This is a genomic window from Xylanimonas oleitrophica (genome assembly GCF_003244315.1).
GTDB classification, from domain to species: domain Bacteria; phylum Actinomycetota; class Actinomycetes; order Actinomycetales; family Cellulomonadaceae; genus Xylanimonas_A; species Xylanimonas_A oleitrophica.
Genome location: NZ_QKWH01000018.1, coordinates 20,516 through 46,813, shown reverse-complemented (window position 1 = coordinate 46,813; position 26,298 = coordinate 20,516). Strand labels below are relative to the sequence as shown.

The following is a 26,298-nucleotide window of genomic DNA, read 5'->3' as shown; positions in this document are numbered from 1 at the left end:
GCCCGCCCCGAGCGACGGCCCAGGGCGGGCGCTTCAACCTGCCACTTGACAGGAACCACCTACATATCAGCCGAGGTCGGCCCGCAGCGCGTTCATCTGCTCCACGTCGTCGAGCTGACCGTCATGGATGGTCTGCTCCAGGGCCTGGGCAGGTCCGTCGTCGTCGGTGGCGAGCGCTACGTCAGCCATCATGATCGCGGCCATGTGATGGCTGCGGAACACGTCCAGCCATCTCCGGTCGAAGTCCTCGCCCTGCAGCGCCTGCAGCTCGGCCATCTGCTGGTCGTTCAGCTCCTGCAACGGAGGCTCGGGCGACATGGGTTCCATGCCTGCGGCGTCGGCAATCTCCCGCAGCTGGGGGAGCTGCTCCTGCTGGGACGCCTGGGCCGTCTCGGCGACTTGCTTGACTCCCGGAGTCGCCGCCTTCTCCAGCGCCATCTTGGTCATCTCGATCCCCATCTCGTGATGGGGAATCATCGTGGCCGCGAACGTCGCGTCCACCTGCGACGTCTGTTCACTACCGTCGGTTTGAGCGGTAGGTGAGGACCCGGCGGGGGTCTGACTGCCCTCAGCCTGTGGTTCCTCGCCTCTGGCGCCGCAGGCCGCCACGGTCACCGCCACCATGGACGCCAGCGCGAAGGTGAGCACTCTACGTCTGTGCATCAGCTTCCCCTCTCGTGATTCCCTTCAGGGCTTGCTCGGGCCGGACCGCGCGCGGTGTCGCGCCGGTTGCGGTGAGCAACGACGACTTCGTGTCGAGCTCTAGGGGCACTGGCGCTCTGCCGGTTCCTGGAAGTCAGGGACAGGCCGGTCTTGCGCCTGCTCCGCCGTCGTAGCGGGCCCGTTAGTCTCGATGTCCTTGATCAGCCAGTCCATCTCGCCGATCTCGCGTCGCTGCGACTCGCTGATCTCGACGGCGAGTTCGCACACCCGCACGTCCTCGAGTTGGGCCCGCTCCGACCGGGTGATCGCGAGCGAGTGGTGCGGGATCATCGCGCGCATGTAGGCGGTGTCGTCCACTGTGATCTGGCTTCGGTCCAGAGCGATCCCGCCACCGAGCAGCACGATGCCGGCCATGACGACGGCGACGTTCGCCTTGGCGTTTCTGTACATGCCCAGCATCCAGGCCAGCATGACCAGTGCCATGGCACCACCCATGGTGAGCGCCATGAACACACGGCTCTCGCTGAAGCGGATGTGGCTCCACTCCCAGACCCCGGCGAACATCGTCCAGTACATGACGACCATCCCCGTCAAGATCATGGCCGCGAACCGCAGGTACATCTTCTTGGGGTCGTGAGACATGCCGTGACCCTGCTCGTGATCGTGGTGCTGCTGGCGACCTTGGTCCTGCGCCTCGCCGTGTCGCTCCGCACGGCCCTCGTGCTGCTGGTTCCCACGGTGCGTCGCACCCGTCTGCGCGTGGTGCTCGGACATATCTCAGCCTCCCTGTTGTCTCCGTGCAGCCATCGAGCCGGCTGCGCCCGTTCCACCCTGAGGTCTCCTGGCGCACCGAGGCAGGTGCATGACGCGGCAGCGGTGTACCGCTGGCGCGGGCCGACGTGTCAGGTCCGGTACGCCGGATGACCAGACTCGTGAGGGCGTGATGGTCCGCCTTGCTGTGGGCAGCACCTGCGCCGTTCGACTGCGTTCTGCGATCTTGGCGACGCTATGGAGCCCGGCATGCGCACGCACCCGGGGCGGTCCGTCGCGCCGATGAAGGTTTGATGAAGGAGGCGACGAGGCGGCGGCTGCGAGCGGCACCTAACACAGCACGGAGTCAGTGCCTGAGGGGCCGTCCCAGTCGGCGTGAGCCGTCGAGGCGCTCGCCGGTCGTCTGATGGCGGTGATGTCCTGGCGTCTGGTGGTCGATGATCGTGCTGGGCCGGTGAGGTGGTTGCGGACCGGCTTCTCGCGTTCAACCGATGAGCCCCCAGGTCCACTGCGCGCTGCTCGTCGAAGAGACTGTGACAGGGCACGACGGAAGGAGCGACGATGGCAGCGACACGGCGTTCATCACGCATCTCCGGGATCGCCGGGCGGTTGATTGTCGCGATGGTGCTAGTCGTCCTTGCCGGCGGCTTGACGGCATGGCTGGTCGCGTCGGCGGTCGGTCCGGGCGTCTTTCGTGTGCACATGGAGCACGCGGAGCAGACGCCGGGCAGCGTGGCCGCCCATGCCGAGGAGGCCTTCGTCTCTGCGAGCACAGTGACGCTCGCCGTCGCGCTGGGAGCATCGGTCGCCACGTCGTTGGTTGTGAGCCTGTTCCTGTCGCGCCGGATCGGAGCCTCGTTGGGAAGCATGTCTGCGGTGGCGGCGCAGGTGGCCGCCGGTCGGTTCGACGTCCGTGTCGTCCCGCCCCGCATCGGCGCGGAGTTCGACGATCTGGCCGAGGCGTTCAACCAGATGGGCACCCGCCTCGATCAGAACGAGACCATGCGCCGGCGGCTCATGGCCGATGTCGCGCACGAGCTGCGTACCCCGGTCGCCACGATCGCCGGATATCTCGATGCCATCGAGGAGGGAGTCGAGCAGCTCACGCCGAGCACTGCCGAGGTGCTACGTAGCCAGGCCTCGCGGCTGACCCGCCTGGCCGCGGATCTCGCCGCCGTCACACGCGCGGAGTCCGGCGCTCTTCCGCTCGCTCTGGAATCGGCGGACGCCGGTGATCTCGTCGCTGCAGCGGTCGACGCGGCCCGCCCAAGTTACGAGTCCAAGGGTGTGGCGCTCGCCGGCCGGGTTGAGGATCAGCTCCCACCGATCGCTGCGGATCGAGACCGCTTCGGGCAGGTGCTCGGCAACCTCCTGGAGAACGCGCTGCGGCACACGCCCGGCGGCGGAACCGTCGAGATCATCGTCAGCCGGGCCCATGGCGGGGTGCGGTTTGCCGTCGTCGACACGGGGGAGGGCATCGACGCCGAGCACCTGCCGCATGTGTTCGAGCGCTTCTACCGCGTGGACACCGCCAGGGACCGTGGCCACGGAGGATCCGGGGTGGGCCTGGCCATCGTGCGCGCCCTGGTCACAGCCCACGGCGGGACCGTGTCGGTCCGTTCTGATGGTCCGGGAGGCGGAACGTCCTTCGTGATCGACGTGCCGCCGGCTCTGGCTGCGCTTCGTCGTTAGGCCGGGCACGGCTTCATCGAGCCTTCATCGTTTCCGTCGCGCGATCTTGATCGGCCGCAGGAAGGCTAGTTGCTGACGGTACGACCCGTGCCGTTGGACGGGACGGAGCGGCGAGATGGGCCTGTGGTGCACCTCGATGGGCGTCGGCGGCTGGATCGTCATGGCGGCGACCTGGGCGGCGGTGCTGTCCCTGGTGGTCTGGGTGGTGTGTCGGCTGTTCCCCGCCGCAAAGGACCGGGACCCACGGGCCGCCCTTGACGTGCGGCTGGCCTCGGGGGAGATCGATACCGAGACCTACCGCTCGCTTCGCGCAGAGCTCGACGGGCTCGAGTCCCACCGGGCGGAAGGACAACGATGAAACACCACCTCAAGCACATGGCGATCGCCGGCGGAGCGATCCTGGTTCTGTTGCTGGCCTTCGGTGTGGACCTCGGCAAGGCCTTGCCCTACGCGCTGCTCCTGGCATGCCCGATCGGCATGGTCATGATGATGGGGATGATGAGTCGGCACGGAGGGCACGACCACGCCGCCCAGGGCAGCGGGGAGTCAGCGGCAACGACGCCCGCACCCGGGGCACGCCCGGGTCGCGAGATCACGCGGGAGAACCACGAGCGTCTGCCCTGAACCCGACGCGGTCACACGCACGCGCCGCCCTGCCCTCGGCAGAGCGGCGCGTCTGCGTGGCGCGTGCTCAAGAAGACAACCCTTCATCGAATCTCAATCCGGCGAAGGGCTCGCGAGTAGCCACGAGCCGTAGAGTCAACGTACCCCCCGGGGGTATGCGGACCAGTGCAGGAGCGCTCGGACGACAACGGCATCGCCCTCTGGGGGGCCATCGGTTTGGTGAGCACAAGGGAGAAGGTCGACGGTCATGGACGTTCTGGTCGTGGCGATCGCAGTGCTGCTGACGGGACTGCTCGCCTGGTACTTCTTCGGCCCGCGTTCCTCCAGGCGGGCCACCCTGGACGGTGGTGTCCAGGTCCTGGCGATCGCCGTCAAGGGCGGCTACAGCCCCGACATCCTCGAAGTCGAGCAAGGCACCCCTGTGCGACTGCTGTTCGACCGACAGGAGGCGGGCGACTGCTCATCCCGCGTGGTGTTTCCCGACTTCAAGATCAACCAGACCTTGGCGGCCCACACGACAACCGCCGTCGAGCTGGTGCCGGACAAGACCGGCGAGTTCGGATTTGCCTGCGGGATGAACATGCTGCACGGGACCTTGAAGGTGGTCCCGGCATCCGCCGGCGCGGGCGTAGGCGCCGCCGTGGCCGGGCAGGCCCAACTGCAAGCCCCTCATGCGCACGCCGATGCCGTGACGATCGCCGACTTCGAGTCGGAGGCTGTCGAGGGCGCCGACGCCGAGGCTGAAGAGCGGGCGGCGGAGATCACGGACCTGCGTCGGCGTGTCATCTTCGGCGCGGTGCTGACCGCGCCGGTCCTAGTCGCTGTCATGGCGCATGAGCTGTTCGGTGCCACCTGGGTACCGGACCTGCTGCTGCGGCCGTGGTTGCAGCTGCTGCTCATCGCTCCGGTGATGGCCTACACCGGGTGGCCCGTCCACCGCACCGGCTGGCTGGCGCTGTCCCACCGCACGGCGGAGATGAACTCCCTGATCACGCTCGGCACGATCGCGGCCTTCGGGTTCAGCCTGGTGACCACCTTCGCGCCGGGACTGCTGCCCGCGGACTCACGCGAGGTGTACTACGAGGCCGTCGGGGTGATCCTCACCCTGATCCTGCTCGGCCGACTCCTGGAGACCAAGGCGAAGGCCGGCACCGGTGAGGCGATCCGCGCGCTCATCGGCCTGCAGCCACGCACCGCACGCGTGATCCGCGACGGCGAAGAGATCGAGATCGAGGTGGGCGACGTCGTCGCCGGGGACACCGTGGTGATCCGACCGGGCGAGAAGCTTCCGGTCGACGGGCACGTGGTCCAGGGCGAGTCCGCGGTGGACGAGTCGATGGTCACCGGCGAACCCATCCCGGTGGTGAAGCGGGCCGGCGACACGGTGATCGGCGCAACCATCAACCAGACGGGCTCGCTGCGCTACACCGCCACCAAGGTCGGCGCCGAGAGCATGCTCGCCCAGATCATCGCCCTGGTGCGCCAGGCCCAGGGATCGAAGGCCCCCATCCAGCGGCTTGCCGACAAGGTCTCGAGCTACTTCGTGCCTGCCGTGATCGCCGTCGCGATCTGGACCTTCGTGATCTGGTGGCTCGTCGGACCGCCGCCCGCCGGTGTCTTCGCCCTCGTGGCGGCGGTCGCCGTCCTGATCATCGCGTGCCCCTGCGCGCTCGGGCTGGCCACCCCGCTCTCGATCACCGTCGGCACGGGCAAGGGCGCCACCCAGGGAATCCTCATCCGCTCCGCCGAGGCGCTGGAGACCGCACACCGGCTCGACACCGTGGTCCTGGACAAGACCGGAACGATCACCCAGGGCGCCCCCGCCCTGACCGATGTCCTGCCTTCCGCGGACTTCGACGGCGACGAGCTCTTGCGACTTGTGGCCGCCGCGGAACGAGACTCCGAGCACCCGCTGGCCACAGCGATCGTCGCCGGCGCTCGCGAGCACGGCCTGCCGGTCGCGGACCTGGACTCCTTCGAGTCGATCACCGGACAGGGCGTGCGGGCGCGGGTCGACGGCCGCGAGGTACTCGTCGGCAACCGGCGCCTGCTCACCGAGGCGGGAGTCGACGCCACCGGCCTGCTCGCCGTCGTCGACCAGCTCGCCGCAGACGGCAAGACGCCCATGCTCGCCGCCGTGGACGGACGGCCCGCCGGCGTGGTCGCCGTCGCCGACACGATCAAGGACGGGTCCGCCGCGGCGATCGCCGGCCTGGCGGCGCGCGGCATCGACGTGGTCATGATGACCGGCGACAACCGGGCCACCGCCTCCGCGATCGCCCGTCAGGTCGGCATCGGTCGGGTCGTGGCCGAGGTGATGCCCGAGCACAAGGCCCAGGAAGTCAAGCGACTGCAGGCCGAGGGCCGAGTCGTCGGAATGGCCGGCGACGGCATCAACGACGCGCCCGCACTGGCGCAGGCCGACGTCGGCTCCGCCATCGGGACCGGCACCGACGTGGCCATCGAGTCCTCCGACATCACGCTCATCTCCGGCAACCTGTCCGGCCTGGTGACCGCTGTCGACCTGTCCCGGGCCACCATGCGCAACATCCGGCAGAACCTGGCCTTCGCGTTCGGCTACAACGCCATCGGCATCCCTGTCGCCGCGGGCGTCCTGTACCCGGCGTTCGGCCTCCTGCTCAGCCCGGTCATCGCGGCGCTGGCGATGGCGCTGTCCTCCCTGTCGGTCGTCACCAACGCCAACCGCCTGCGCCGCTTCGCCCCCAAGCCAGTACCGAGCATCGGCCAGCCCGCCGCGGCCACCACTCCCATCGTCGAGATCGGCGGCGACCATATCGAAGGAGAGAACACCATGACGCACCACGACCACCACGACCACCACGGCGGCCCGGCAACCGGATCGTCGACCGACCCTGTCTGCGGCATGACCGTAGACCCCCAGAATGCCGCGGCCAGGCGGGAACATGACGGAGTGACCTTCGCCTTCTGCTCGGCAGGCTGCGCGGCGGCATTCGACGCAGACCCCCACCGCTACGGCCACCCCGTGGCCAGTTCCTGACGTCGTGCTCAAGCCGGGCGTGGAGGCGAGAACCGTGGCCGCGGCCGATCCGAGCACCGTCCTCGCCCGGCTGCACCGCGTCGAAGGGCAGGTGCGCGGCATCGCCCACATGGTTGACCAGCAGGCTTATTGCATCGACGTCGTCACCCAGATCTCCGCCGCCTCCCGGGCACTGCAGTCTGCAGCCCTCATGCTCCTCCTCGACGATCACCTGCGGAACTGTCTTTCCGAAGCGGCGCAGACCGGTGGCGGGGTTCATGACGACAAGGTCCGTGAGGCCATGGGGGCGATCTCGCGGCTCGTCCGCAGCCAATAGGCGGCGCAGCATGCCTGCCCACGAGGGCCACTAGTTAGGCGTTCAATCGGGCGAAGATGACGCCCGCGCCGTCGGCTTCGTCCGACCTTCATCTCACCTTGATGATCACGCTACGAAATGGGCGGCAACGTAGGCCGCATGGTGAGACCTGAGCGTCGCGTGGTGCACGAGTGTCCAGACCGCGAAGAGTCGCCGGGCGGTGAGCCCGGTGCGGCTACCGCAGCCACGCAGGGTCGGCTGCGCGCGGCGTGGACCGCTGTGAGTGGGGTGGCCGGGGCCGTCATGGGAGTGGCCCCGCACGTCCTGCACCACGTCGGTCCGCTCGTGGGGACGGCACTGGTCGCCGCCGCTGGCGGGAGGATCGTGTTCGGTCTGCTGGGCCTGGCCGCATCGATCCCGATGCTTGTCAGGCTGAGGCGACGGTTCGGTTCCTGGTGGGCGCCCGCGATTGCGCTCGGCGTGTTCGCGGCAGCGTTCGTCATCTCCACGACGGTGCTCGGTCCGGTGATCAGTGGTGCCGGTGACCCAGGCGGTGAGCCCACCCCTGAGGGGTCCGAGGTGTCGGTCGATCATGAATCTCACCACTGAGGCGTGCGGCGGCCGGTCAGTCCCCGGTGCCGATGCGGTACCCCACGCCTCGAACGGTGCGGACGAACCGCTGCTCGGCCGCGCTGTCGCCGAGCTTCTGCCGCACGTGCAGCACGTGGACGTCGACCAGGTGGTCGTCCCCATACCAGTCCGGGCCCCAGACCTCCTCAATCAGCGCCCGGCGCGAGTAGACCCGTCCGGGGCGGGCCGCCAGCGCGGCCAGCACGTCAAACTCTGTGCGGGTCAGTTCCACGGCATCATCGTCGAGCGTCACCTCCCGGGCGTCGACGTCGATGCTCAGCGGTCCGATCCTGATCACCTCAGGTCGGCGTGCCTGCAACACCTGGGAGCTGCTCGAGCGTCGCGGCCTGCGGAGCATCGCCTGCACTCGCGCCATCAGCTCGCGCGGCCGGAACGGCTTGGTGACGTAGTCGTCGGCGCCCACCGACAGCCCCACCAGGGTGTCGACCTCCTCGGCGCGTGCGGTGAGCATGACCACGTAGCAGTCGGAGAACGTGCGCAGCCGCCGGCACACCTCGACGCCGTCGAGCCCGGGCAGGCCCAGGTCGAGCACGACGACGTCCGGGTCGACCCCGCGCAGCACGTCCACCGCGGCGACGCCGTCGTGGACCAGGTGCACCTCGTAGCCGTCGCGTTCGAAGTAGCCGCCGACGAGACGGGCCAGCGGCACCTCGTCGTCGACCACGACGGCACGGCGGGCAGGTGAGATCGCGTTCACCGGTCCATCTTCGCCGGACGTATGGGCGGAACCCATCCGACCGGCCCGGCCCGGGCGGTCTTCATCGATTCTTGATCCAACGTCGACCGGTGCTTCCGGATCTGGGCCTGAGGCTGGGGGCAGTCCGAACCACCGGAGGAGCATCCCTGTGCCCGTCGACCCGTCGCCCACCGTCGTCATGGTCCGTACCCCGGCCTGTCACTTCTGCCACGAGGCCGAGGAGACGCTCGGTGCGCTCTTTCGAGCGCGCACCATCAACCTCGTCGTCGTGGACGCGGACTCCGACGATGGCCGCGACCTCATCGCCCGCCATCGCCCGGCCCTGGCCCCGCTCGTGCTGCTGGACGGGGAGTTCTTCTCCTCCGGACGCCTGCCCAAGCACAAGCTGGCCCGCGCCCTGGGGGCCGCCCGCCTGACGGTCGCGAGGCCCTGATGGGCAGCGAGCTGCTGGCCACCGGTTCGGTCCTGGCCGCCTTCTTCGCCGGTGGTGTCGCCCTCTTCGCGCCCTGCTGCATCGTGTTCCTGGCCCCCTCCTACCTGGCGGGCGCCGCCAAGAACGCCCGCTGGCGGCTGCTGCCCCTGACCTTCGTGTTCGCCGCGGGGCTTGCCGTCGTGCTGGTGCCCATCACGCTCGGCGTCACGCTCATCGCCGGGGCGATCGCCAAGTACCACGCCCCGCTGTACTGGGCCGGTGGCCTGCTCATGCTGGCCCTGGCCGGTCTGGCGTTGAGCGGGCGCATGTGGTCGCTGCCCTCGTTCGTGCGCGCCCCGGACACCGCCCGCGGCGACACGGCGAGCTTCTTCGCCCTGGGCGTCTTCTCCGGGATCGCCTCGTCCTGCTGCGCGCCGGTGCTTGCCGGCGTGATGACCCTCTCGGTGCTGTCCGGATCCGCCGTGGGTGGCACGGCGCTGGGGCTTGCCTACGTGTTCGGGATGGTGTTCCCCCTGTTCGTCATGGCGCTGGTGTGGGACAAGGCGCGGCTGCGCGAGCGCCGCTGGCTGCAGGCCAAGGTCGTGCGGATCCGCGTCGCGGGTCGGACGCTGGTGACGAACACGGTCAACCTCGCAGTCGCGATCGGGTTCGCCGTCATGGGCGTGGTGGTGATCCTGCTGGCGGGCAGCCGCGACATGACCGGCGGCTCCGCCTTCCAGGACGCCGCCAGCAGCACGCTCACCGAGGTCTTCTCCGAGGTCCAGGTCTGGCTTGCCCCCGTCCCGGAGCCGGTGCTCGGGCTCGCGCTGATCGCCGTCGCCGGGGCGTTCGTGTGGGCGACGCTCACCGAACGCCGCCCCACCCCCGGCGAGCCACACGTGGCGGCCGCCCCGGCGGCACCGGCATGTGAGCACCACCAGAAGTCCGAGCCCGCCGGCACGTCGGGCCAGCCGCATCACCACGGGAGCTCCCGATGACCACAGCAAGCATGGGCCGGTCGACCAAGGCGCAGCGCAAGGCCGCCCTAGCCCAGGTCAAGGCCGAGCAGGCCGCCCAGGCTCGGCGCACACGCACCCGGCGCACCCTGCTGTGGGCCGTCGCGGTCCTCGTCCTGGCCGGCGTGGTGACGTTCGGCCTGCTGTCCGCCCGCCCCGCGACCACGGAGGCCGGCCGCCCGGCACCGGAGTTCACACTGCCCGCCTCCGACGGGTCCACAGTGAGCCTGGCCGACTACCACGGCAAGGCGGTCGTCCTGTACTTCAACGAGGGCGCAGGCTGCGACGCCTGCATCCAGCAGATGGCCGAGATCGAGAAGGACCCCAACTTCGCAGCCGCCGGCATCACCGTGTTGCCGATCGTCATGAATACCGCTGAACAGATCAACCCCGAGCGGGAACGCTTCGACATCAGCACGCCCTTCCTCATCGACGACGGCACCGTCTCGGCCGAGTACGGCACCCTCGGCACCGGCATGCACGAAGGACTTCCCGGCCACGGCTTCGTCCTGATCGGGCCGGACGGCACCCAACTGTGGAAGGGCGACTACCCCTCCATGTGGCTCGCCCCAGACGACCTGTACTCAGAGGTCAAGAGCCGACTGTGACGCGCACCCAGCGTGCGCACCGCCGCCCGGTCCTCCGGGCGACATCCGAGAAGGGAAACCGCATGACCACGACCGTCCGCCGCGCCGCACGAGCCACCGCCTTCGTCCTGTCGCTCGGCCTGGCCCTCGCTGCCTGCTCCCAGAGCGATGACGATGCAGGCGGCGAAGAGCCCACGCCATCGTCCGAGACGACGGCGTCCGTGGCGGCCGAGCACAACGAGGCCGACACCCAGTTCGCACAGATGATGATCGTCCACCACCAGGGCGCTTTGGAGATGGCCCAGCTCGCCACCGAGAAGGCGACCACGCCGGAGGTCCAGGACCTCGCCGGGCGCATCACCGCGGCCCAACAGCCGGAGATCGACCTCATGACCGGCTGGCTGGAGGACTGGGGTGAGGAGACCAGCGCGAGCATGGACGGCATGGAGGGCATGGACCACTCCGGGATGGACATGAACGGCATGGATCAGGAGCAAGCGATGGCCGACCTGCAGGGCCTGGAGGGAGCCGAGTTCGACAAGCAGTTCCTCCAGACGATGACCGCCCACCACGAGGGCGCCATCGACATGGCTCAGGCGGAGATCGAGGACGGCGTGAACGAGGAGGCGACCGCCCTGGCCCGGCAGATCATCGACGCCCAGACCCAGGAGATCGCAGAGATGGGCAACATCGAACGCAGCATCGGCTGATGGCCTCGGACTCCGCTCACGGAGGCCGGCCCCACCGGGCGGGGTGGGGCCGGCCTCCGTGCAGTCCCGGACAGTGCAACCGCCGCCGGGCGGCTCTCTGTCCATGAGCGCGATCATCCCGCACCACCCGCTGGCGATCACTCGGTGAACGTGCACAGCTCCGGCTGATCCAGAACATCGAGGGCAATGGCCTGGCTGCGACGCCCGACGAGGCGTGGGGGCGAGATCCCGCAGCTCGCGGGCTCTACGGGGCGCCAGTGCCCAGAAGGGCCGCCAGCTGCGCACCGGTTCTTGAGAAATGAACTTTTCACGCACCGTCATGAATGCGAGCCGCCCGACACGGACGACGAGAGGAAACTCGGAGGAGCGGACGTGGAGGTCATCGAGATGGGGCAGCCACAGCGCCAGCAACGTGTGACCGAGCTCGCCGTGCTACCGCCCGAGGTTTCGAGCTTCTCGACGACCAACGGGTCGCTCAGCGCCCACATCGCTCGACGCCGGTCCCTCATGATGGACGGCGGTGAGGGGAGGGCCGTCGGATCCCACATCTGCATGGACGGCAAGGCTTTCGGCCTCGCTCTCCACCTCAAGGAGGTGGTCATCGGGCGGACCCAGCCGACCTCGAAAGCCTGGCAGACGATCGACAGTGATCTGGTCGTCATCGGCGACTACACCATGGGCTTCGACGTGGAGCCCTTGGGTGGCGGCAGCCGGCTCCGAGTCTGGATCGACTACCAGTGGCCCTCCGCCCACCCGGCGCTCGGACGTCTCGGTGGGCGGCTCTACGCCCGGTGGTGCGTGAAGCGGATGAGCGCGGCCGCCTCCGGTCGGTTCCCGGCCATGTAGGCACGCCTTCACCAAGACTTGATCGCTCCGCAATGACGCCTCCGGGATGGCGGGCGCAGCGTGGCAAGCAGGCGGGCCGCACCTGGTGCCCGGCACCGAGAGGCGGACAAGCAACATGCGACCCGTACTAGCTTCCCTCCTGGGCGTCGATGTCCAGTCCTACGGCGTGAGCAAGGCTCTGGCAGCCCTGGTCGCCGCCTGGCTCCTCGGTCGCGCCTTCTCCCGTCTCGGCTTGGACAAGGACGACGCGCACTCGCTCGTCCTGTGGGCAACGATCTTCGGTTTCGCCGGCGGCAAGGTGTACTTCCTGCTCGAGCACCTTGATGAGCTGAGCTGGCACCACCTGGGCGGAGCCGGGTTCACCTGGTACGGCGGACTCATTGCCGGCGTCGCCACCGCGCTGGTGTTCATCCGGCGCCGCCACCTACCGGCGGCGGCTGTGGCCGACGCCGCAGCGGTGCCGCTCGCGCTGGCCTACGGCATCGGCCGGCTGGGGTGCTGGTTGGCGGGCGACGGCACCTACGGTCGGCCGACCGACCTGCCATGGGGCATGGCCCTGCCCGACGCGCTCGTGCCGACCGACGTCCGGGTGCACCCGACGCCGCTCTACGAGGCTCTGGCGGCAGCCGTGATCGCCCTGCTGCTCTGGGCGCGTGCACGCCGTCGGCGTCCCCCGCTTCAGGTCTTCGGCAGCTACCTCGTCCTGGCGGGGCTGGCAAGGCTCGGTGTCGAGTTCTTCCGCATCAACGAGCAGTCCCTCTTCGGCCTCACCCAGCCGCAGCTGTGGTCACTCCTCAGCCTGACCTTCGGCGTCGTTCTCATCGCTCGCGGCCTGGCCCCGCGCCGGGCGCCGGGCGCCGACGGCACTGCACCGGTTCCCGACGCCCACCGGGAGAAGAGCGGCGTATGAGCAGCACACCACGAGACCCGTTGATGCTCGACGCCGCCGCCTATGTTCTCGGCGCCCTACCTGCCGCCGAGCACAAGCGCTTCGAGCAGCACACCGAGGTCTGCCGAAGCTGTCAGCACGCGGTTTGTGAGCTCTCCGCCGTCACGGACCTGCTGCGACTCGCCCCTCGCGAGGCGATCATGGCATGGCTCGCCGAGAGACCGGCCGGTAGCGAGCCGTAACCCGGCGGAAGTTGTGCAGGTGCCACAGATGCCTCGACGGCGACCTGCGTGGCGGTCGCGCTGGCACGGGTCAGGCCTCCTGCGTGACCTGTTCGAGCGCGTGTGCGAGCTGGTAGGTGCCGAGCCAGAAGAAGTTGGCTGCCCACGTGTCGGGGTCGGGCTGGGCGTCGGGGGCGTTGCCAGCCCAGGCGTATTCGGCGTTCGACAGGTTGGCAGCAGCACGCTTCACCAGTGCGACCCATTCGGTGCGCTCGTCGCTGTCCATCTGCGCCAGGGCGGCGAGGACGTCGGCGGAGCGGAAGGCCAGGGCGTTCATGCTGCATCGCCTCGGAGCAGCCCACGGGAGACCTCGGCGCGTGTGGCCCTGGAGCGGTAGCGGATGCGCGCGCCCGGGGCGCAGTTCGTCAGGGCGTCGGTTGCGCACGAGTTGCACGCGTTGAACTCGTGGCGTCCGTCGGCGGCGAAGAACACCACGGCGCCGACGGCGACGTCGTTGCAGGAGTCGCAGCGGGGGCTGGGGGTGGTGCCGGTGCGCCAGTTGGTGTGGAACATGGTCGCGGTCCTTCCTCGGTCAGGGCGGACGCAGGTGCCCGCCCGATGGAGGAATGCTCGGTAACCGCGTGCGGAGTAACGCTGCACGGACACATTCGTGTGCGTCTGAGTTCGTCGTCGGTCCAGGAAGCTCGGATTGACCTGTTACTCCGTGCCTCTTCGAGGGGCATTCCCAGGGCGTGAGGGAGATTCCCTCGCCGGCACCGCGGTGCCGGCATCAAGCCCTTGGGGGAGAGATGTCTAGCAATGAGTCGATCGCCGCCGGGAGGGTCGTCCCGGTCCTGTACCGGGTCGACGAGGCGGCCGAGGCCCTGCGCCTTGGCCGGACTGCCGTCTACGAGCTGATCCGCTGCGGCGCGCTGCGCACCGTCAAGGTCGGTACCCGTCGCCTCGTGCCCGTCGAGGCGGTGCGCGAGTACGTCGACAGCCTCTCGGGCGGTGCAGCATGAGCGAGCCCGGGGCGAAGAAGCCGATGCGCCGCTTGCGTGGCGAGGGCACTGTCTACTGGGACGAAAAGCGTCGCCGGTTCATCGCGACTCGGATCGTCGGGTACGACGACCGCGGCCGTGAGATCCGGCGGAAGGGGTCGGGCACGTCGAGGTCGGCCGCACTGACCGCTCTGAACCGCCGCATCCGCGACTACGAGAAGGGCCTGGCCGCGGGCGCCGACAAGACGACGGTGGCCGACGCAGTCCGCGACTGGCTCACCTACGGTCAAGGGCAGGTCGACTCCCAGACGGTGAAGACCCGTGAGCACCTCTCCGTCCACATCGTCGCTGACATCGGCGACGTGCTGCTGCGCAAGCTCACGGCCAAGCACGTCGAGAAGTTCCTGGCGAGCCTCGCGAAGACCCACTCGACCCGGACCCTTGCCGATACCAAGGCCGTGCTCAGCAACGCGGTCAAGCGCGCAGTGGCCCGAGACATCGTCGACCGCAACGTCGTCGAGTTCGCCATCACCCCGAGGGGAAAGGCGGGACGCAAGTCCAAGTCCTTGACCGAGAAGCAGGCGCTCGACGTTCTCTCGCTGACCAAAGGCCACTGGATGTACCCGTACATCGCGGTGTCGATGCTCGTCGGCATCCGCACCGAGGAGATGCGCGCCCTCACCTGGGACCACGTCGACCTCGACGCCGTCCCACCCGTCATCGAGGTCTGGCGCTCGGTTCGGAAGTCCGGTGACACCAAGACCAAGAAGTCCCGCCGCACACTCGCGATTCCCGACGTCGCAGTCCAGGCGCTGCGACGTCGTCAACGCGAGCAGGAGGGCGACCGGGCGCGGGCAGGCTCCCAGTGGAAGGAGACTGGCCTGGTCTTTACGACGTCGCTCGGAACAGGGCTCGACGCTGCCAACGTCAGGCGAGCCTTCCGCTCGGCGCTCAAGCAGGTGCCGTCGGTCGACCCCGCCGACTGGACGCCACGCGAGCTGCGGCACTCGTTCGTGTCGTTGATGTCGGCTGGCGGCGCGGCCGTCGAGCAGATCGCTCACGTGGTCGGGCACTCGGACACCTCGACGACCGAGCGCATCTACCGCCACGAGCTCCGCCCGGTGATCCACACCGGAGCAACGTTCATGAACGGGTTCGCGATCGTCGAAGACATCGGCCCCGACTGGCACATGGACCCGCTGTTCAAGATGCCCGGCGCCGGCCAGCAGGCACCTCCCACTGAGGGCGCCTGACGCCAGTCCCGACTCTGAGGGCTCGATCGCCACTGGTGATCGGGCCCTCGTTGCTTGGACACCGTTTGGACGGGAGCCGCGCGCGAGCGACTTCCGGCAGGAGTCAGGGGTCCGCCGCAGGACGTCGGAATCCGCCTCCGTTCAGAGCGATAAACCCCCAGTTGCGCCCCCAGCGCCGATTCTGGCCCTTCCGGGCAAAGCGAAAGGCCCTCCGCACTCAGCGTTTCCGCTGGTCAGAGGGCCTTTCGGCTGGTCGGGGTGACAGGATTTGAACCTGCGACCTCTTCGTCCCGAACGAAGCGCGCTACCAAGCTGCGCCACACCCCGAGGGAATGCCCACCGACGCGTACCGCGCGGTGAAGCCTGCCCAGCATAGCGGAGCATGCCGCCAGGACGAAAACGGGATCCGCTACCTGGCGGTGAACGTGAGCAGCGTCGCTTCCGGGCGGCATGCGAAGCGGACCGGCGCGTACGGCGAGGTGCCGGCGCCGGCCGAGACGTGCAGCCAGGTCGAGTCCGCGCCGCCGGGCTGGTCGGGGCGGGCACCCGGCCACCCGTGCAGGCCGGAGGCCCGACGGCGGTCGATGTCGCAGTTGGTCACGAGCGCGCCGTAGAACGGCACGCGCAGCTGCCCGCCGTGCGTGTGCCCGGCGATGACCATGTCGGCGCCGTCGGCCCGCATCTGGTCCAGCACCCGTACGTACGGGGCGTGCGTGACACCCAGGTGCAGCACGGCGTCGTCCGCACCGACAGGGCCCGACGGCGCCGCTCCCGCGGGGCGCACGGGCAGCCGGTCGAGGTCGAGGTGGGCGTCGTCCACCCCGACGAAGGAGAGCGTGCGCCCGCCGGCGACCACCACGTCGCGCCGGTTGTCGAGGTCCTTCCAGCCGGCCTCGGTGAACGCCGCCACCATGCGGTCCCAGGGCAGGGGCTCCGGGTCGCGGTGGATGACGCGGGAGTCCTTGAACAGGTACCGGGCGGGGTTCTTGAACGACGGGGCCCAGTAGTCGTTCGACCCCATGACGAACACGCCCGGGGTGGTCGACAGCAGCGGCTCGAGCGCGTCGAGCAGCGGTCCCACGGCTCCGCGGTGCGCCAGGTTGTCGCCCGTGTCGACCACGAGGTCGGGCTCGAGCTCCGCGAGCGACCGGATCCACGCGAGCTTGGTCCGCTGCGTGGGCACCAGGTGCAGGTCGCTGACGTGCAGCACCCGCAGGTCTCGCTCGCCCGGGGGCAGCACGGGCACCGTCACGTGCCGCACGGTGAAGAGCTTGGTCTCGACGTGCGCGTACGCCAGCCCCGCGGCACCGAGGGCGGCGAAGCCCCCGAGCGTGCCGAGCGCCCGGCGTGCGCCGGTCCGGCTCAGTTGCCGGCCCCTTCGCCGCCATCGTTGAAGAACTCCTGGATCTGCTCCTGGAGATCCTGCTGCGCGGGGGGTGCCGGCTGCTCCGGGGCGGCCGGCTGCTCCGGGCCCTGAGGCTGCGGCTGGCCGCCGTCGCCGCCGGACGCCGGCGGCGCCGTGTTGGTGGGCCGGGGAGCGGCGCCGACGAGGGCGGGGTCCGGGCCGGGGAACGGGATCACCGGGGCGCCGGCCAGGGCGCGGTTCATGTACGCCTGCCAGGTGGGCGCGGCCACGTGCGAGCCGTACAGCGGGCGGTAGTGGCGCCCCTCGAACCAGATGTTGAGGTGCGAGGTGTTGCCGGACGCCTCGCCCACCCACACGGTGGTGGCCAGCTGCGGCGTGAAGCCCATGAACCACGTCTGCGCCGAGAGCTGGTTGGTTCCGGTCTTGCCCGCGGCGGGGCGCCCGCCGTCGAGGCCGCGGCCCCGGGCGGTGCCCTCGGTGATGACGCTCTCCATCGCGTGGGTGACCGTCGCGGCCACGTTCGGGGGCAGGGCGTTGGGGTTGCAGTTGGCCGAGGGCACCGGGAGCTCCTCGCCGTCGGGCTTGACCACCTTGGTGATGGCCACGGGCTCGCAGTAGGTGCCGTTGCTCGCGAGCGTGGCGCTGGCGGCGGCGAGCTGGAGGGGCGATGTCTCGAGGGTGCCGATGACCATCGAGGGCGTGATGTACATGTCCTCGAACGTGGCGTCGTGCACCGGGCGGCCGGTGTTGGTCTGGGTCGGGCGGAAGCCCATGTCCCACGCGGTGCGACCGATGTTGCACAGGTCGAGCTTGCTGGCCATGTCCACGTAGGCGGTGTTGATCGACAGGTACGTGGCGCGCAGCACGGGCATGCGACCACCGATGGAGCCCTCGGTGTTGGCGGGGCTCCACGGGGCGATGTTCACGCCGCCGCACGAGTTGGTGAAGTCCCGGTTGGTACGGGTCACCTTGGTCGCGTTGACCGTCTCGTTGAGGGTGTGGCCGGCCTTGAGCCACTCGGCGAGCACGAACGGCTTGAACGTGGACCCGGGCTGGAAGCCGCGGGAACCGCCGCGGGCGAAGTCGGCGGAGTAGTTCACCGACGTGGTGCCCGGTGCCGGGTTGCTCGTGGGGTCGTACGGCTCGTTCTGGGCCATCGCGAGGATCTTGCCGGTGCCGGGCTCCACGGAGACGATGGCGGCCTCGAGGTCGGCGCTGTTCTCGGCGGGCACACGGCCGGTGATCTCCTCCTCGGCGGCGATCTGCTTGCCGAGGTCGAGGGTGGTGGTGATCTGCAGGCCGCCGCGGTAGAGCAGCGCACGGCGCTCCGCAGTCGTCTCCCCGAACTCGGGGCTGCCCATGATCTCCTTGATGACGTAGTCGCAGAAGAACGCCGACCCGCCGGCGGCCTGGCAGCCCACCGGCACGGGCGTGATGTGCAGCGTGTCGGCCAGCGGCGTGGTGCGTGCCTCGTTGTACTCGTCGGCGGTGATGTAGCCGAGGCCGTACATCTTGTTGAGCACGATGTTGCGGCGCGCCTCGGCCTGCTCGGGGTTGGCCGTGGGGTCGAAGAGGCTGGGCGCCTTGGTGACGCCGGCGATCGTGGCGGCCTCGACGGGGGTGAGGTCGGCGGCGGACTTGTTGAAGTAGTACCGGGACGCGGTCTCGACGCCGTAGGTGGTGATCCCGAACTGGGCCACGTTGAGGTAGCCCTGCAGGATCTCGTCCTTGCTCATCTCCTTCTCGAGCGCGATGGCGAGCTTGGCCTCGCGCAGCTTGCGCTCCACGGAGTCCTCGCGGGCCTCGAGGATGCCGAAGGGGTCGCCCTCCTGCTCCGCCTGGTCGATGAGCACGTTCTTGACGTACTGCTGGGTGAGCGTCGAGGCGCCCTGCGTCGACTGGCCGGCCAGGTTGTTCGCGAACGCTCGCGTGATGCCGCGGGGGTCGATGCCCCCGTGCTCGTAGAAGCGCTCGTCCTCGATGGCGATGACCGCGTGCTTCATCGCGTCGGAGACCTGGTCGAGGGGCACCACGATGCGGTTCTGCGCGTAGAACGTGGCGAGCTGGGTGCCGTCCGCCGCGTACACGAACGAGGCCTGCGAGAGAGGCCCGGGCTGCAGCTCGTCGGGCACCTCCTCGAACAGCTCGATGGTGCTGTCGGTGGCGGCGTTGGCGCCGAGCGCGACGGGGATGACGAGCCCGGCGGCGAGGATGCCGCCGGTGCCTGCGGCGAGCACGAACGCGAGCAGCAGCGCGACCAGCTGGGTCGCGGGCATGGTGCGGGTGATCCGCCGGGGCTCGTGGGGGCTCGCGGTGCGTCGACTCGCCATGTTTCCCAGGGTACGGGGTCGCCCTGGCAGCGCGCCGGGCGGGGTGGGACGTGTGTGTGCAGGTCCTGTGCAAAGCGCTGCTCACCACGTCGTCCGCCGGTCCCGGCCCCGTGCTGCGTGCGGCCCGGCACGGTTAGCCTGTGCGCATGGCTACGACGTGGGAGTACGCGACGATCCCCCTCCTCATCCACAACACCAAGGCGATCCTCGACCAGTGGGGTGCTGACGGCTGGGAGCTCGTCCAGGTGGTGCCCGGCCCCGACGGCACCGGGCTGGTGGCGTACCTCAAGCGCCCGACGGGCGGCCAGTGATGGCGGGCGTGGAGGCTCGTCTGGCGGAGCTGGGCATCACGCTGCCCGAGGTCGCGGCGCCGGTGGCCACCTACGTGCCGGCCGTGCGCACGGGCTCGTACGTGTACACCTCGGGGCAGCTGCCGTTCGTCGACGGCGCGCTGCCGGAGACGGGCAAGGTGGGTGTGGGCGAGGGCCTGGTGGACCCGCAGACCGCGGCCGACTACGCGCGCACGTGCGCCCTGAACGCGCTGGCCGCGGTGAAGTCCCTGACCGGCTCGCTCGACGACGTCGTCCGCATCGTCAAGGTGGTCGGCTTCGTCGCGAGCGACCCGTCCTTCACGGGGCAGCCGGGCGTCATCAACGGCGCCTCGACGGTGCTGGGTGAGGTCTTCGGCGACGCGGGCGTGCACGCCCGCTCCGCCGTCGGCGTCGCCGTCCTGCCCCTGGACTCCCCGGTCGAGGTCGAGCTGGTGGTCGAGCTCCGCTCGTGAGCCGGTGAGGCGGCGGCGCCGGACGCCTCTGAGCCGCCGACGTGGCGAAGGCCCGGTCCGTCCGGACCGGGCCTTCGCCACGGGCTGCCGCAGCGCCTGTCAGCGCGCGCGGCGCTCCAGGCGGTCCATGTCGAGCAGGACGACGGCGCGCCCCTCGCGCCGCACCCAGCCGCGGCCGGCGAAGTCCGCGAGGGCCTTGTTGACCGTCTCGCGGGAGGCACCGACGAGCTGGGCCAGCTCCTCCTGGGTGAGGTCGTGGGCCACACGGACACCCTCGTCGGACGGCTCGCCGAAGCGGGTCGAGAGGTCGAGCAGGGCCTTGGCGACGCGGCCGGGCACGTCGGAGAAGACGAGGTCGGCGAGGGTCTCGTTGGTGCGACGCAGGCGGCGGGCCAGGGCGCCGAGGAGCTGGGTGGCGACCTTGGGGTGGGCGTTGACCCAGGCGACGAGGGCCTGGTGGCGCAGCTCGTAGACGAGGGAGTCGGACACCGAGGACGCGGTGGCGGTGCGGGGGCCCGGGTCGAACAGGGAGAGCTCGCCGAACATCTCGCCCGGGCCGAGGATGGACAGGAGGTTCTCGCGGCCGTCGCTGGAGCGGCGGCCGAGCTTGATCTTGCCCTGCGCGATGACGTACAGGCGGTCGCCGGGCTCGCCCTCCCGGAAGAGCACGTCCCCACGGGACAGCTCGACCGGGATCATGGTCTCGAGGAGCGCGCGGGTCTCCTCCTCCTCCATGTCGGCGAAGAGCGGGGCGGAGAGCACGACGGTGTCGTCCACGGGGGTTCCTCACGTTCTCGGGACCGGAGGCCGGCCTCGCGGGCGTCCCGGTCCGGGTTGCAGATGTGTGTTCCGGTTCTCAAGTCTGCCTCACATCGCCCCGTTCGCGGGTCAGGTGGGCGCAGGAGGCCTGGTCGCGCTGCGCGTGGGTGGCGCTGGTTACCCTGCTCTCGTGCCGACGACGACGGCCGCGGGCGCCGAGCAGCCCGCTGCGACCCCGACGGGCGAGTCCCGCCTGGCGCTGGTACGCCGGGCCCGGCGGATCGACCGTGAGCTGGCGCGGACGTACCCGGACGCGCGCGCGGAGCTGGACTTCACGACGCCGCTGGAGCTGTTGGTGGCGACGGTGCTGAGCGCACAGACCACGGACGTGCGGGTGAACGCGACGACGCCTGCGCTGTTCGCGCGCTACCCGGACGCGGCGGCGTACGCGGGGGCGGACCCGGAGGAGCTGGAGCCGATCCTCAAGCCGCTGGGGTTCTTCCGTGCGAAGGCGCGGGCGCTGATCGGCCTGGGGCAGGCGTTGGTGGAGCGGTACGACGGCGAGGTGCCGGCGCGGCTGGAGGACCTGGTGACGCTGCCGGGGGTGGGTCGCAAGACGGCGAACGTGGTGCTGGGCAACGCGTTCGGCGTCCCGGGCATCACGGTGGACACGCACTTCGGGCGGCTGGCCCGCCGGTTCGGGTGGACGACGTCGGAGGACCCGGTCAAGGTCGAGCACGAGGTGGGCGAGCTGATCCCGAAGAGGGACTGGACGATGCTCAGCCACCACCTGGTGTGGCACGGGCGGCGGGTGTGCCACTCGCGCCGCCCGGCGTGCGGGGCCTGCCCGGTGGCGCGGTGGTGCCCGTCGTTCGGCATCGGGGAGACGGACCCGGACGCGGCGGAGAAGCTGGTGAAGCCGGGCCCGACGCCGTCGCCGAGCACGCCGCAGCCGCCGGCCGCCTGACAGCGGCACGCCGCCGGAGGGCGCAGGGCACCGGGTCAGAGCGGGGCGACGCGCGCGAGCCAGTCGAGCAGCACCCGGTTCACGTCGTCCGGCGCCTCCTCGGGGAGGAAGTGCCCGGCACCGTCGACCACCTCGTAGCGGAGGTCGCGCGCGAACGCGGCCGCGTCGACGTCGGCCCGCTCCCGGCGGAGGAGCCCGTCGGCGCTGCCGTGCAGCTGCAGGGCGGGGACGGGCACGGCCCGGCGCACGGCCGCCAGGTAGCGGCGCCCGTCGGGCCGCGGGGTGGAGCGCACCGTCCAGCGCAGCGACTCCATGGCGGTGTGCGCGGCGAACGGGATGCGCATGACGGTGCGGTAGAGGTCGACGTCGTCGGAGGCGAACGGGGTGGCGGCCCCGAGGGCCAGCACGCGCTCCAGGAGGTCGCCGTCGCGCAGGCCCCGCTCGGGGAACGTGGGTACCTGGGCGAAGGCGAGGAGCTGGAGTGCGCGGGGCGTCAGGAGCTGGCGCACGGTGGCGTGCACGTGCGCGGGGTGCGGGCTGGACAGCGCGGCGACGGCGCAGGTCACGGCGGGCTGGAGGGTGGACATGGCCCAGGCGACGGCCCCACCGGTGCCGTGGCCGACCACGACGGCGCGGTCGTGCCCGAGGGAGCGCACCACGCCCGCCACGTCCCGGGTGCGGGTGGGGGTGTCGTACCCGGTGGGGGGCTTGTCGGAGGCCCCGGTGCCGCGCAGGTCCATCGCGGCGACGCGGTAGCCGGCGGTGGCGAGGGCCTCGACCTGGTGCCGCCACGCCCACCAGAACTGCGGGAAGCCGTGCAGCAGCACCACCAGGGGCGGGCCGGACGGGCGTTCCCGGGCACGCTCGGGGCCGGCGAGGGCGACGTGGAAGCGGGCGCCGTTGGCGGGCACGAGCTCGTGGCGCCAGGGACCCTCGACGAGGGCGGACGAGTAGTCCGAGGCCGGGGGGATCTCGCCCATCAGCGGCGCGCGGGGGTGGCGGCCCGGGTGCCGCCGTTGCCGTCGGTGGGGCGGGTGCCGGGGGCCGCCGCGGTGCTCGTGGTCCGGCTGCCGTCGGCATCGCCGGGCGTGCGGTCCTTGGGCGGGTCGAACCGGTAGCCGACGTTGCGGACGGTGCCGATGAGCTGCTCGTGCTCGGGGCCGAGCTTGGCGCGCAGGCGCCGCACGTGGACGTCGACGGTGCGAGTGCCGCCGTAGTAGTCGTAGCCCCACACCTCCTGCAGCAGCTGGGCGCGGGTGAACACGCGACCGGGGTGCTGCACCAGGTACTTGAGCAGCTCGAACTCCTTGTAGGTGAGGTCGATGGGGCGGCCGCGCAGGCGGGCCGTGTAGCCGCCGGCGTCGATGGCCAGGTCGCCCGCGGAGATCTCCTGCGGGGAGTCCTCGACGGGGCCGCGCGAGGTGCGCTCGGCGACGAGGCGCAGGCGTGCCTCGACCTCGGCAGGAGACGCCGTCTCGAGCAGGAGGTCGTCGGCACCCCACTCGTGGGTGACGACGGTGAGACCGCCCTCGGTGAGGATCAGCACGAGCGGCACCGTCAGACCGGTGGCGTGCAGGAGGCGGCACGTGGTGCGGGCGGCGACCAGGTCGCGCCGGGCGTCGAGCAGCACGACGTCGGAGTCCGGGGCGTCCACGAGGGCGGACGGCTCCATGGGCAGCACGCGCACCCGGTGGGAGAGCAGCCCCAGGGCGGGCAGCACCTCGACGGACCCGCCTGTCGCGGGCGTCAGGATCAACAGCTCGGCCATCGGCGCACCTCCTCCCGGTGTCGTCGGGGGCGGGTGCCCACAGCGGTCGCCGTGGCCCGGCAGCCCGTCCTCGGGGCCGTGCTGCCCGACAAGGTACCGCCCTGCGACGGTGCCCCACACCCTTCCGACACACCTCTGTGATCCTGGGCAGTATGCCCTGGGTCACGTGACGACCACATTACGTCCTCGTTTCCCGGACACCTCGCTGCCCCGTCCAGGCCCTGCCCGACGCCGGTCCGTCGCACGCCTGTCGCCTGCTCGTCGCACGGCCGTCACACGCGACGCGGGCGCGGCGCGCGGCGGGTGTCCGGGATACTCGTCCCCGTGAGCCTGAGCACCCGTGCCGTGACGACCGCCGTCCTCGCCGCTGCCGTCGCGGCCGGGGCTTATGCCGGGACCCTGTGGCTGACCGGCGTGGTGACCGTGCTGGTGGTGCTGCTGGCCCTCGGCTGGGCGCCGCTGCTGCGGGTGCCGGCTCCGGGCGGCACCACGTTCGTGGTCGCGGCGGCGGGCGTGGCGGCCGTGGGCGTGGCGTGGGCGACGCAGGGCGAGCCGGTGCTGCGGCACCTGCCGATCGTCGTCGCCATGGCCCTGGTGCTCGCGTTCTTCGCCGAGATGCTGCGGCGCGACGGGCGGCCCCGGCTGGTGGAGTCGGTGAGCGGCACGGTGGCCGGGGCGGTGCTCGCCGTGGCCGCGTCCGGCTGGATCGCGACCGGCCGCTCGACGGGTGGCGCGGCGCTCGTGGTGACGGCGGCGCTCGCCGTCGCCGTCGCGGCGGCCCTGTCGGCGCTGCCCGTGGCCGCCGGCTGGGTCGGCGCGCTGGGCGCGGTCGCCGTCGCGGCCGTGGCCGGCGCCGCCGCCGGTGCCGTGGTGCCCGAGGTCGAGCCGCTGACGGGGCTGGTGGCCGGCCTTGCCGGAGGTCTCGGCGTGGCCGCGCTGCGGCTGCTGTTCGAGCGCCTGCGCAGCCTCTCCGGGCCCCGGGCCGGCCTGGCCGCCGCCGCGGTGCCCGTCACCCTGGGCGGGATCCTCGTCTTCGCCGTCGGGCGCGTGCTCCTGGGCTGAGCGGCGGCCTCAGCCGCGGCCCGTGACGCCGTCCGAGCGGATGAACTCGCCGGCCAGCTCGAGCCGCACGGAGCGCCCCACCAGCACGCCGCCCGTCTCCAGCGCCATGTTCCACACCAGGCCGAACTCCTCACGGTCCACCTGGGCGCTCGCGCTGAACCCCCAGATGTCGCGGCCGTAGGGGTCGCGGCGGGCCCCGCCGAACTCGGCGTCGAGGGTCACGGGGCGGGTGGTGCCACGGATCGTCAGGTCGCCGTGGAGCTGGAGCCGGGTGGACGGCGCGGTGGCGCTCGCGGGCACGGCGGTGGCCCGGTCGGGGTGGTGCCCCTTGAGACGCGCCCACGAGAAGATCGGGTCGGCCTGCGGCTGCCACGTGATGCCGGTCGAGCGGAACGACACGACCGGGTAGCTGTCGGCGTCGAAGAAGTCGGCGCTGCGCAGGTGCCCGTCGCGCTCGGCGTTGTCGGTGTCGAGCGAGGCGACCTGGATCTGGGCGGCCACCTGGGACTGGAGGGGGTCCTCTGCGATCCACGCGTGGGCGGACGCCTGGGTGAACTCGCCGCGCACCGACGCGACCATCATGTGGGTGACGCTGAAGCCTACGCGCATGTGCTCGGCGTCGAGGTGGTAGGCGCCGCGGGCGGGGATGACGAGGCCGTTCCACGTCCGCAGGGGCAGGTCGTTCACGGGAGCTCCTCGGGTCGGGTTCGTGTGCACCACGGGGTCCCGTCCCGGTCCGGAGGGCGGCGTGGCCGCGCGGTCCGTGCCTCGTGCGCCGCACCGGTGTGCGCGGGGGGCGTCGGCGCGGCACGTCGGTCGTGCTCGTCGGCGCTGCGTACGTCGGCGCGGTGCTCGGCGACGCCGCGCCCGCACCGTGGCGGCCGTGCCGTGAGGCCGGCCGCGGGGCGGCTCGGGCTGTGGCGGGCCCGGGGCGTGCGGCGGGGCGGGAGCGCCCGTGTTTCGTGCTTCAACTATCGCAGCCGTCGCGGGGTGCTTTTCACCCGCAGCCGTCGCACGTGACGTACGTCATCACCCACGCCCCGGGTCCGTGCCGCTCGTCGCACCCCGTGCGGCCCGCCTCGCGGGGCCGGGTCGGGCGAGCGCCCGCGCCGGGCCGTCCCGACGGTTAGGATCGGGCTCATGTACCACGGTCTCGAGGTCTTCTTCATCGTCCTCCTGTGCATCACCACGGTCGCCATCGCGTGGTTCGCGGGGTACGTCGTCTACAAGCTGTTCCAGGGTCAGCGCTGATGCCCTTCGCCTTCCCCGAGGGCCTGGCGCCCGAGGTGTACCCGCTGGCCTGGCTGGTGGGCCGCTGGCGCGGCGAGGGCGTGGTGGAGTACCCGGGCATCGAGTCGCGGGCGTTCGTCAACGACGTCGTGTTCGACCACGACGGCGGCCCGTACCTGCGTTTCGAGTCGACGATCCGCGTGCTCGACACGCCGCCCCCGGCGGTGCCGGGGACCGCGGGCGCCGCCGCCGACGAGGTCCCCGACTTCCCGCCGTCCGAGGGTGAGTGGCCCGAGCCCGTCGCCGTGCCGGAGAGCGCGGAGGCCGGCGTGCCCGCCCCCGAGGAGACGGCCGGCACCGTGTGGTCGACGGAGACGGGCTACTGGCGCGTCTCGAGCGACCGCCCCGACGGCATGGAGGAGGACCGCCACGCCCTCGAGGTGCTGGTCGCGGACGCGTCGGGCCGCATGAGCCTGTTCCTCGGCATGGTCGGCAACGGTCGCGTGGACCTGGCCACGGACTTCGTGGCGCGCACGTCCACGGCGTCCGAGGTCACCGCCGCCAAGCGGCTCTACGGGCTGGTCGAGGGCCAGCTCATGTGGGTGGAGGACCTCGCCGCGTTCGGCCACCCGCTCCGTTCGTACGCGTCGGCCCGGCTCGACCGGGTCTGAGCCCGTCCGCCGGC

Annotated in this window: 31 protein-coding genes and 1 tRNA gene; 20 read left to right on the top strand and 12 right to left on the bottom strand. The window is 71.1% G+C overall.

Annotation, left to right across the window (positions count from 1 at the left end; all coding sequences use genetic code 11):
- Window positions 1-66 precede the first annotated feature (66 nt).
- Together DNL40_RS15565 and DNL40_RS15560 are read right to left on the bottom strand one after the other, a co-directional pair.
- Window positions 67-624, bottom strand: a complete 558-nt coding sequence (locus tag DNL40_RS15565) for a DUF305 domain-containing protein (RefSeq protein ID WP_245885992.1) — start codon at window positions 622-624, stop codon at window positions 67-69.
- A gap of 138 nt (window positions 625-762) precedes the next feature.
- Window positions 763-1,437, bottom strand: coding sequence for a DUF305 domain-containing protein (locus DNL40_RS15560; protein WP_245885991.1), 675 nt, complete (start codon window positions 1,435-1,437; stop codon window positions 763-765).
- 558 nt (window positions 1,438-1,995) lie between these two features.
- Here DNL40_RS15560 and DNL40_RS15555 point away from each other — a divergent pair.
- The 6 genes from DNL40_RS15555 (at window position 1,996) to DNL40_RS15530 (ending at window position 7,673) form a co-directional block, all read left to right on the top strand.
- Window positions 1,996-3,126, top strand: coding sequence for a sensor histidine kinase (locus tag DNL40_RS15555; RefSeq protein WP_111252172.1), 1,131 nt, complete (start codon window positions 1,996-1,998; stop codon window positions 3,124-3,126).
- A 115-nt stretch (window positions 3,127-3,241) separates the two neighbouring features.
- The gene (locus DNL40_RS15550; RefSeq protein ID WP_111252171.1) at window positions 3,242-3,484 is read left to right on the top strand and encodes a hypothetical protein; all 243 of its coding nucleotides are present in this window, start codon (window positions 3,242-3,244) and stop codon (window positions 3,482-3,484) included.
- Window positions 3,481-3,750: a DUF2933 domain-containing protein gene (locus DNL40_RS15545; RefSeq protein ID WP_111252170.1), complete on the top strand. Its 270-nt coding sequence runs from the start codon at window positions 3,481-3,483 to the stop codon at window positions 3,748-3,750. The genes DNL40_RS15550 and DNL40_RS15545 overlap by 4 nt, the downstream gene beginning before the upstream one ends.
- A 247-nt stretch (window positions 3,751-3,997) precedes the next feature.
- Window positions 3,998-6,769: a heavy metal translocating P-type ATPase gene (locus DNL40_RS15540; protein ID WP_111252169.1), complete on the top strand. Its 2,772-nt coding sequence runs from the start codon at window positions 3,998-4,000 to the stop codon at window positions 6,767-6,769.
- Between the two features lie 4 nt (window positions 6,770-6,773).
- Window positions 6,774-7,085, top strand: a complete 312-nt coding sequence (locus DNL40_RS15535) for a metal-sensitive transcriptional regulator (RefSeq protein WP_425450793.1) — start codon at window positions 6,774-6,776, stop codon at window positions 7,083-7,085.
- 363 nt (window positions 7,086-7,448) lie between these two features.
- Window positions 7,449-7,673 carry a hypothetical protein gene (locus tag DNL40_RS15530; RefSeq protein WP_146252119.1) on the top strand — a complete coding sequence of 75 codons (225 nt, stop codon included), beginning with the start codon at window positions 7,449-7,451 and terminating at the stop codon, window positions 7,671-7,673.
- A 16-nt stretch (window positions 7,674-7,689) separates the two neighbouring features.
- Here the strand turns inward: DNL40_RS15530 and DNL40_RS15525 are convergent, their stop codons facing one another.
- Window positions 7,690-8,448 carry a response regulator transcription factor gene (locus DNL40_RS15525; protein WP_111252166.1) on the bottom strand — a complete coding sequence of 253 codons (759 nt, stop codon included), beginning with the start codon at window positions 8,446-8,448 and terminating at the stop codon, window positions 7,690-7,692.
- A 112-nt stretch (window positions 8,449-8,560) separates the two neighbouring features.
- Between DNL40_RS15525 and DNL40_RS15520 the strand changes: the two genes are divergently transcribed.
- The 7 genes from DNL40_RS15520 to DNL40_RS15490 all read left to right on the top strand — a co-directional run bounded on the left by DNL40_RS15520 (window position 8,561) and on the right by DNL40_RS15490 (window position 13,114).
- On the top strand, window positions 8,561-8,845 hold the full coding sequence (locus DNL40_RS15520; protein ID WP_245885990.1) for a glutaredoxin family protein: 285 nt from the start codon (window positions 8,561-8,563) through the stop codon (window positions 8,843-8,845).
- Window positions 8,845-9,822 carry a cytochrome c biogenesis CcdA family protein gene (locus tag DNL40_RS15515; RefSeq protein WP_111252165.1) on the top strand — a complete coding sequence of 326 codons (978 nt, stop codon included), beginning with the start codon at window positions 8,845-8,847 and terminating at the stop codon, window positions 9,820-9,822. The genes DNL40_RS15520 and DNL40_RS15515 overlap by 1 nt, the downstream gene beginning before the upstream one ends.
- Window positions 9,819-10,448: a peroxiredoxin family protein gene (locus DNL40_RS15510; RefSeq protein WP_111252164.1), complete on the top strand. Its 630-nt coding sequence runs from the start codon at window positions 9,819-9,821 to the stop codon at window positions 10,446-10,448. Before DNL40_RS15515 ends, DNL40_RS15510 begins: the two co-directional genes overlap by 4 nt.
- Window positions 10,449-10,510: 62 nt before the next feature.
- Window positions 10,511-11,137 (top strand): DUF305 domain-containing protein, encoded by a 627-nt coding sequence (locus DNL40_RS15505; protein WP_111252163.1) that lies wholly within the window; start codon window positions 10,511-10,513, stop codon window positions 11,135-11,137.
- 372 nt (window positions 11,138-11,509) lie between these two features.
- Complete coding sequence (locus tag DNL40_RS15500; protein WP_111252162.1) at window positions 11,510-11,983, top strand: SRPBCC family protein; 474 nt, start codon at window positions 11,510-11,512, stop codon at window positions 11,981-11,983.
- A 115-nt stretch (window positions 11,984-12,098) separates the two neighbouring features.
- The gene (locus DNL40_RS15495) at window positions 12,099-12,893 is read left to right on the top strand and encodes a prolipoprotein diacylglyceryl transferase (RefSeq protein ID WP_111252161.1); all 795 of its coding nucleotides are present in this window, start codon (window positions 12,099-12,101) and stop codon (window positions 12,891-12,893) included.
- A 23-nt stretch (window positions 12,894-12,916) separates the two neighbouring features.
- Entirely contained in the window at window positions 12,917-13,114 is a 198-nt protein-coding gene (locus DNL40_RS15490) for a zf-HC2 domain-containing protein (RefSeq protein WP_179951104.1), read from the top strand.
- A gap of 70 nt (window positions 13,115-13,184) precedes the next feature.
- Here the strand turns inward: DNL40_RS15490 and DNL40_RS15485 are convergent, their stop codons facing one another.
- Together DNL40_RS15485 and DNL40_RS15480 are read right to left on the bottom strand one after the other, a co-directional pair.
- Window positions 13,185-13,430: a hypothetical protein gene (locus DNL40_RS15485; RefSeq protein WP_111252159.1), complete on the bottom strand. Its 246-nt coding sequence runs from the start codon at window positions 13,428-13,430 to the stop codon at window positions 13,185-13,187.
- Window positions 13,427-13,666, bottom strand: a complete 240-nt coding sequence (locus tag DNL40_RS15480; RefSeq protein WP_111252158.1) for a hypothetical protein — start codon at window positions 13,664-13,666, stop codon at window positions 13,427-13,429. Before DNL40_RS15480 ends, DNL40_RS15485 begins: the two co-directional genes overlap by 4 nt.
- Before the next feature lie 236 nt (window positions 13,667-13,902).
- On the opposite strand from DNL40_RS15480, the gene DNL40_RS15475 reads away from it, so the two are divergent.
- Window positions 13,903-14,115 carry a helix-turn-helix domain-containing protein gene (locus DNL40_RS15475; RefSeq protein ID WP_111252157.1) on the top strand — a complete coding sequence of 71 codons (213 nt, stop codon included), beginning with the start codon at window positions 13,903-13,905 and terminating at the stop codon, window positions 14,113-14,115.
- Entirely contained in the window at window positions 14,112-15,347 is a 1,236-nt protein-coding gene (locus DNL40_RS15470) for a site-specific integrase (protein WP_218926085.1), read from the top strand. Before DNL40_RS15475 ends, DNL40_RS15470 begins: the two co-directional genes overlap by 4 nt.
- Before the next feature lie 250 nt (window positions 15,348-15,597).
- On the opposite strand, the gene DNL40_RS15465 is transcribed toward DNL40_RS15470, so the two are convergent.
- From DNL40_RS15465 to DNL40_RS15455, 3 genes are all read right to left on the bottom strand, one after another.
- Window positions 15,598-15,674, bottom strand: a tRNA-Pro gene (locus DNL40_RS15465).
- Between the two features lie 82 nt (window positions 15,675-15,756).
- Window positions 15,757-16,713: a metallophosphoesterase gene (locus tag DNL40_RS15460; RefSeq protein ID WP_111252181.1), complete on the bottom strand. Its 957-nt coding sequence runs from the start codon at window positions 16,711-16,713 to the stop codon at window positions 15,757-15,759.
- Window positions 16,710-19,043 (bottom strand): transglycosylase domain-containing protein, encoded by a 2,334-nt coding sequence (locus tag DNL40_RS15455; protein ID WP_111252156.1) that lies wholly within the window; start codon window positions 19,041-19,043, stop codon window positions 16,710-16,712. Before DNL40_RS15455 ends, DNL40_RS15460 begins: the two co-directional genes overlap by 4 nt.
- 146 nt (window positions 19,044-19,189) lie before the next feature.
- Between DNL40_RS15455 and sp36 the strand changes: the two genes are divergently transcribed.
- Window positions 19,190-19,354 carry a Sp36 family protein gene (sp36, locus tag DNL40_RS15450; RefSeq protein ID WP_111252180.1) on the top strand — a complete coding sequence of 55 codons (165 nt, stop codon included), beginning with the start codon at window positions 19,190-19,192 and terminating at the stop codon, window positions 19,352-19,354.
- Window positions 19,354-19,827 (top strand): RidA family protein, encoded by a 474-nt coding sequence (locus DNL40_RS15445; protein WP_111252155.1) that lies wholly within the window; start codon window positions 19,354-19,356, stop codon window positions 19,825-19,827. The genes sp36 and DNL40_RS15445 overlap by 1 nt, the downstream gene beginning before the upstream one ends.
- Window positions 19,828-19,926: 99 nt before the next feature.
- On the opposite strand, the gene DNL40_RS15440 is transcribed toward DNL40_RS15445, so the two are convergent.
- Window positions 19,927-20,604 carry a Crp/Fnr family transcriptional regulator gene (locus DNL40_RS15440; RefSeq protein ID WP_111252154.1) on the bottom strand — a complete coding sequence of 226 codons (678 nt, stop codon included), beginning with the start codon at window positions 20,602-20,604 and terminating at the stop codon, window positions 19,927-19,929.
- A gap of 172 nt (window positions 20,605-20,776) precedes the next feature.
- Here DNL40_RS15440 and nth point away from each other — a divergent pair, with 172 nt between their 5' ends.
- Window positions 20,777-21,553, top strand: a complete 777-nt coding sequence (nth, locus tag DNL40_RS15435) for an endonuclease III (protein WP_111252153.1) — start codon at window positions 20,777-20,779, stop codon at window positions 21,551-21,553.
- A 35-nt stretch (window positions 21,554-21,588) separates the two neighbouring features.
- Here nth and DNL40_RS15430 read toward each other — a convergent pair whose 3' ends face one another.
- Complete coding sequence (locus DNL40_RS15430; RefSeq protein WP_111252152.1) at window positions 21,589-22,533, bottom strand: alpha/beta fold hydrolase; 945 nt, start codon at window positions 22,531-22,533, stop codon at window positions 21,589-21,591.
- On the bottom strand, window positions 22,533-23,321 hold the full coding sequence (locus DNL40_RS15425; RefSeq protein WP_111252151.1) for a winged helix-turn-helix transcriptional regulator: 789 nt from the start codon (window positions 23,319-23,321) through the stop codon (window positions 22,533-22,535). The genes DNL40_RS15430 and DNL40_RS15425 overlap by 1 nt, the downstream gene beginning before the upstream one ends.
- A 324-nt stretch (window positions 23,322-23,645) precedes the next feature.
- Between DNL40_RS15425 and DNL40_RS15420 the strand changes: the two genes are divergently transcribed.
- Window positions 23,646-24,383, top strand: a complete 738-nt coding sequence (locus DNL40_RS15420; protein WP_111252150.1) for a hypothetical protein — start codon at window positions 23,646-23,648, stop codon at window positions 24,381-24,383.
- Between the two features lie 9 nt (window positions 24,384-24,392).
- Here DNL40_RS15420 and DNL40_RS15415 read toward each other — a convergent pair whose 3' ends face one another.
- The gene (locus tag DNL40_RS15415) at window positions 24,393-25,070 is read right to left on the bottom strand and encodes a YceI family protein (protein ID WP_111252149.1); all 678 of its coding nucleotides are present in this window, start codon (window positions 25,068-25,070) and stop codon (window positions 24,393-24,395) included.
- A 563-nt stretch (window positions 25,071-25,633) separates the two neighbouring features.
- On the opposite strand from DNL40_RS15415, the gene DNL40_RS15410 reads away from it, so the two are divergent.
- Window positions 25,634-26,284: a heme-binding beta-barrel domain-containing protein gene (locus DNL40_RS15410; protein ID WP_111252148.1), complete on the top strand. Its 651-nt coding sequence runs from the start codon at window positions 25,634-25,636 to the stop codon at window positions 26,282-26,284.
- Window positions 26,285-26,298: the final 14 nt, after the last annotated feature.

Bases quoted from the DNA above. Each gene is read 5' to 3' on its own strand.
- DNL40_RS15475 (WP_111252157.1), top strand. From the start codon at position 13,903: ATGTCTAGCAATGAGTCGATCGCCGCCGGGAGGGTCGTCCCGGTCCTG.
- DNL40_RS15565 (WP_245885992.1), bottom strand. From the start codon at position 624: ATGGTGGCGGTGACCGTGGCGGCCTGCGGCGCCAGAGGCGAGGAACCA.
- DNL40_RS15470 (WP_218926085.1), top strand. From the start codon at position 14,112: ATGAGCGAGCCCGGGGCGAAGAAGCCGATGCGCCGCTTGCGTGGCGAG.
- DNL40_RS15510 (WP_111252164.1), top strand. From the start codon at position 9,819: ATGACCACAGCAAGCATGGGCCGGTCGACCAAGGCGCAGCGCAAGGCC.
- DNL40_RS15550 (WP_111252171.1), top strand. From the start codon at position 3,242: ATGGGCCTGTGGTGCACCTCGATGGGCGTCGGCGGCTGGATCGTCATG.
- DNL40_RS15445 (WP_111252155.1), top strand. From the start codon at position 19,354: ATGGCGGGCGTGGAGGCTCGTCTGGCGGAGCTGGGCATCACGCTGCCC.
- sp36 (WP_111252180.1), top strand. From the start codon at position 19,190: ATGGCTACGACGTGGGAGTACGCGACGATCCCCCTCCTCATCCACAAC.
- DNL40_RS15425 (WP_111252151.1), bottom strand. From the start codon at position 23,321: ATGGCCGAGCTGTTGATCCTGACGCCCGCGACAGGCGGGTCCGTCGAG.
- DNL40_RS15485 (WP_111252159.1), bottom strand. From the start codon at position 13,430: ATGAACGCCCTGGCCTTCCGCTCCGCCGACGTCCTCGCCGCCCTGGCG.
- DNL40_RS15515 (WP_111252165.1), top strand. From the start codon at position 8,845: ATGGGCAGCGAGCTGCTGGCCACCGGTTCGGTCCTGGCCGCCTTCTTC.
- DNL40_RS15410 (WP_111252148.1), top strand. From the start codon at position 25,634: ATGCCCTTCGCCTTCCCCGAGGGCCTGGCGCCCGAGGTGTACCCGCTG.
- DNL40_RS15455 (WP_111252156.1), bottom strand. From the start codon at position 19,043: ATGGCGAGTCGACGCACCGCGAGCCCCCACGAGCCCCGGCGGATCACC.
- DNL40_RS15430 (WP_111252152.1), bottom strand. From the start codon at position 22,533: ATGGGCGAGATCCCCCCGGCCTCGGACTACTCGTCCGCCCTCGTCGAG.
- DNL40_RS15525 (WP_111252166.1), bottom strand. From the start codon at position 8,448: ATGGGTTCCGCCCATACGTCCGGCGAAGATGGACCGGTGAACGCGATC.
- DNL40_RS15495 (WP_111252161.1), top strand. From the start codon at position 12,099: ATGCGACCCGTACTAGCTTCCCTCCTGGGCGTCGATGTCCAGTCCTAC.
- DNL40_RS15505 (WP_111252163.1), top strand. From the start codon at position 10,511: ATGACCACGACCGTCCGCCGCGCCGCACGAGCCACCGCCTTCGTCCTG.
- DNL40_RS15490 (WP_179951104.1), top strand. From the start codon at position 12,917: ATGCTCGACGCCGCCGCCTATGTTCTCGGCGCCCTACCTGCCGCCGAG.
- DNL40_RS15560 (WP_245885991.1), bottom strand. From the start codon at position 1,437: ATGTCCGAGCACCACGCGCAGACGGGTGCGACGCACCGTGGGAACCAG.
- DNL40_RS15480 (WP_111252158.1), bottom strand. From the start codon at position 13,666: ATGTTCCACACCAACTGGCGCACCGGCACCACCCCCAGCCCCCGCTGC.
- DNL40_RS15555 (WP_111252172.1), top strand. From the start codon at position 1,996: ATGGCAGCGACACGGCGTTCATCACGCATCTCCGGGATCGCCGGGCGG.
- DNL40_RS15540 (WP_111252169.1), top strand. From the start codon at position 3,998: ATGGACGTTCTGGTCGTGGCGATCGCAGTGCTGCTGACGGGACTGCTC.
- DNL40_RS15545 (WP_111252170.1), top strand. From the start codon at position 3,481: ATGAAACACCACCTCAAGCACATGGCGATCGCCGGCGGAGCGATCCTG.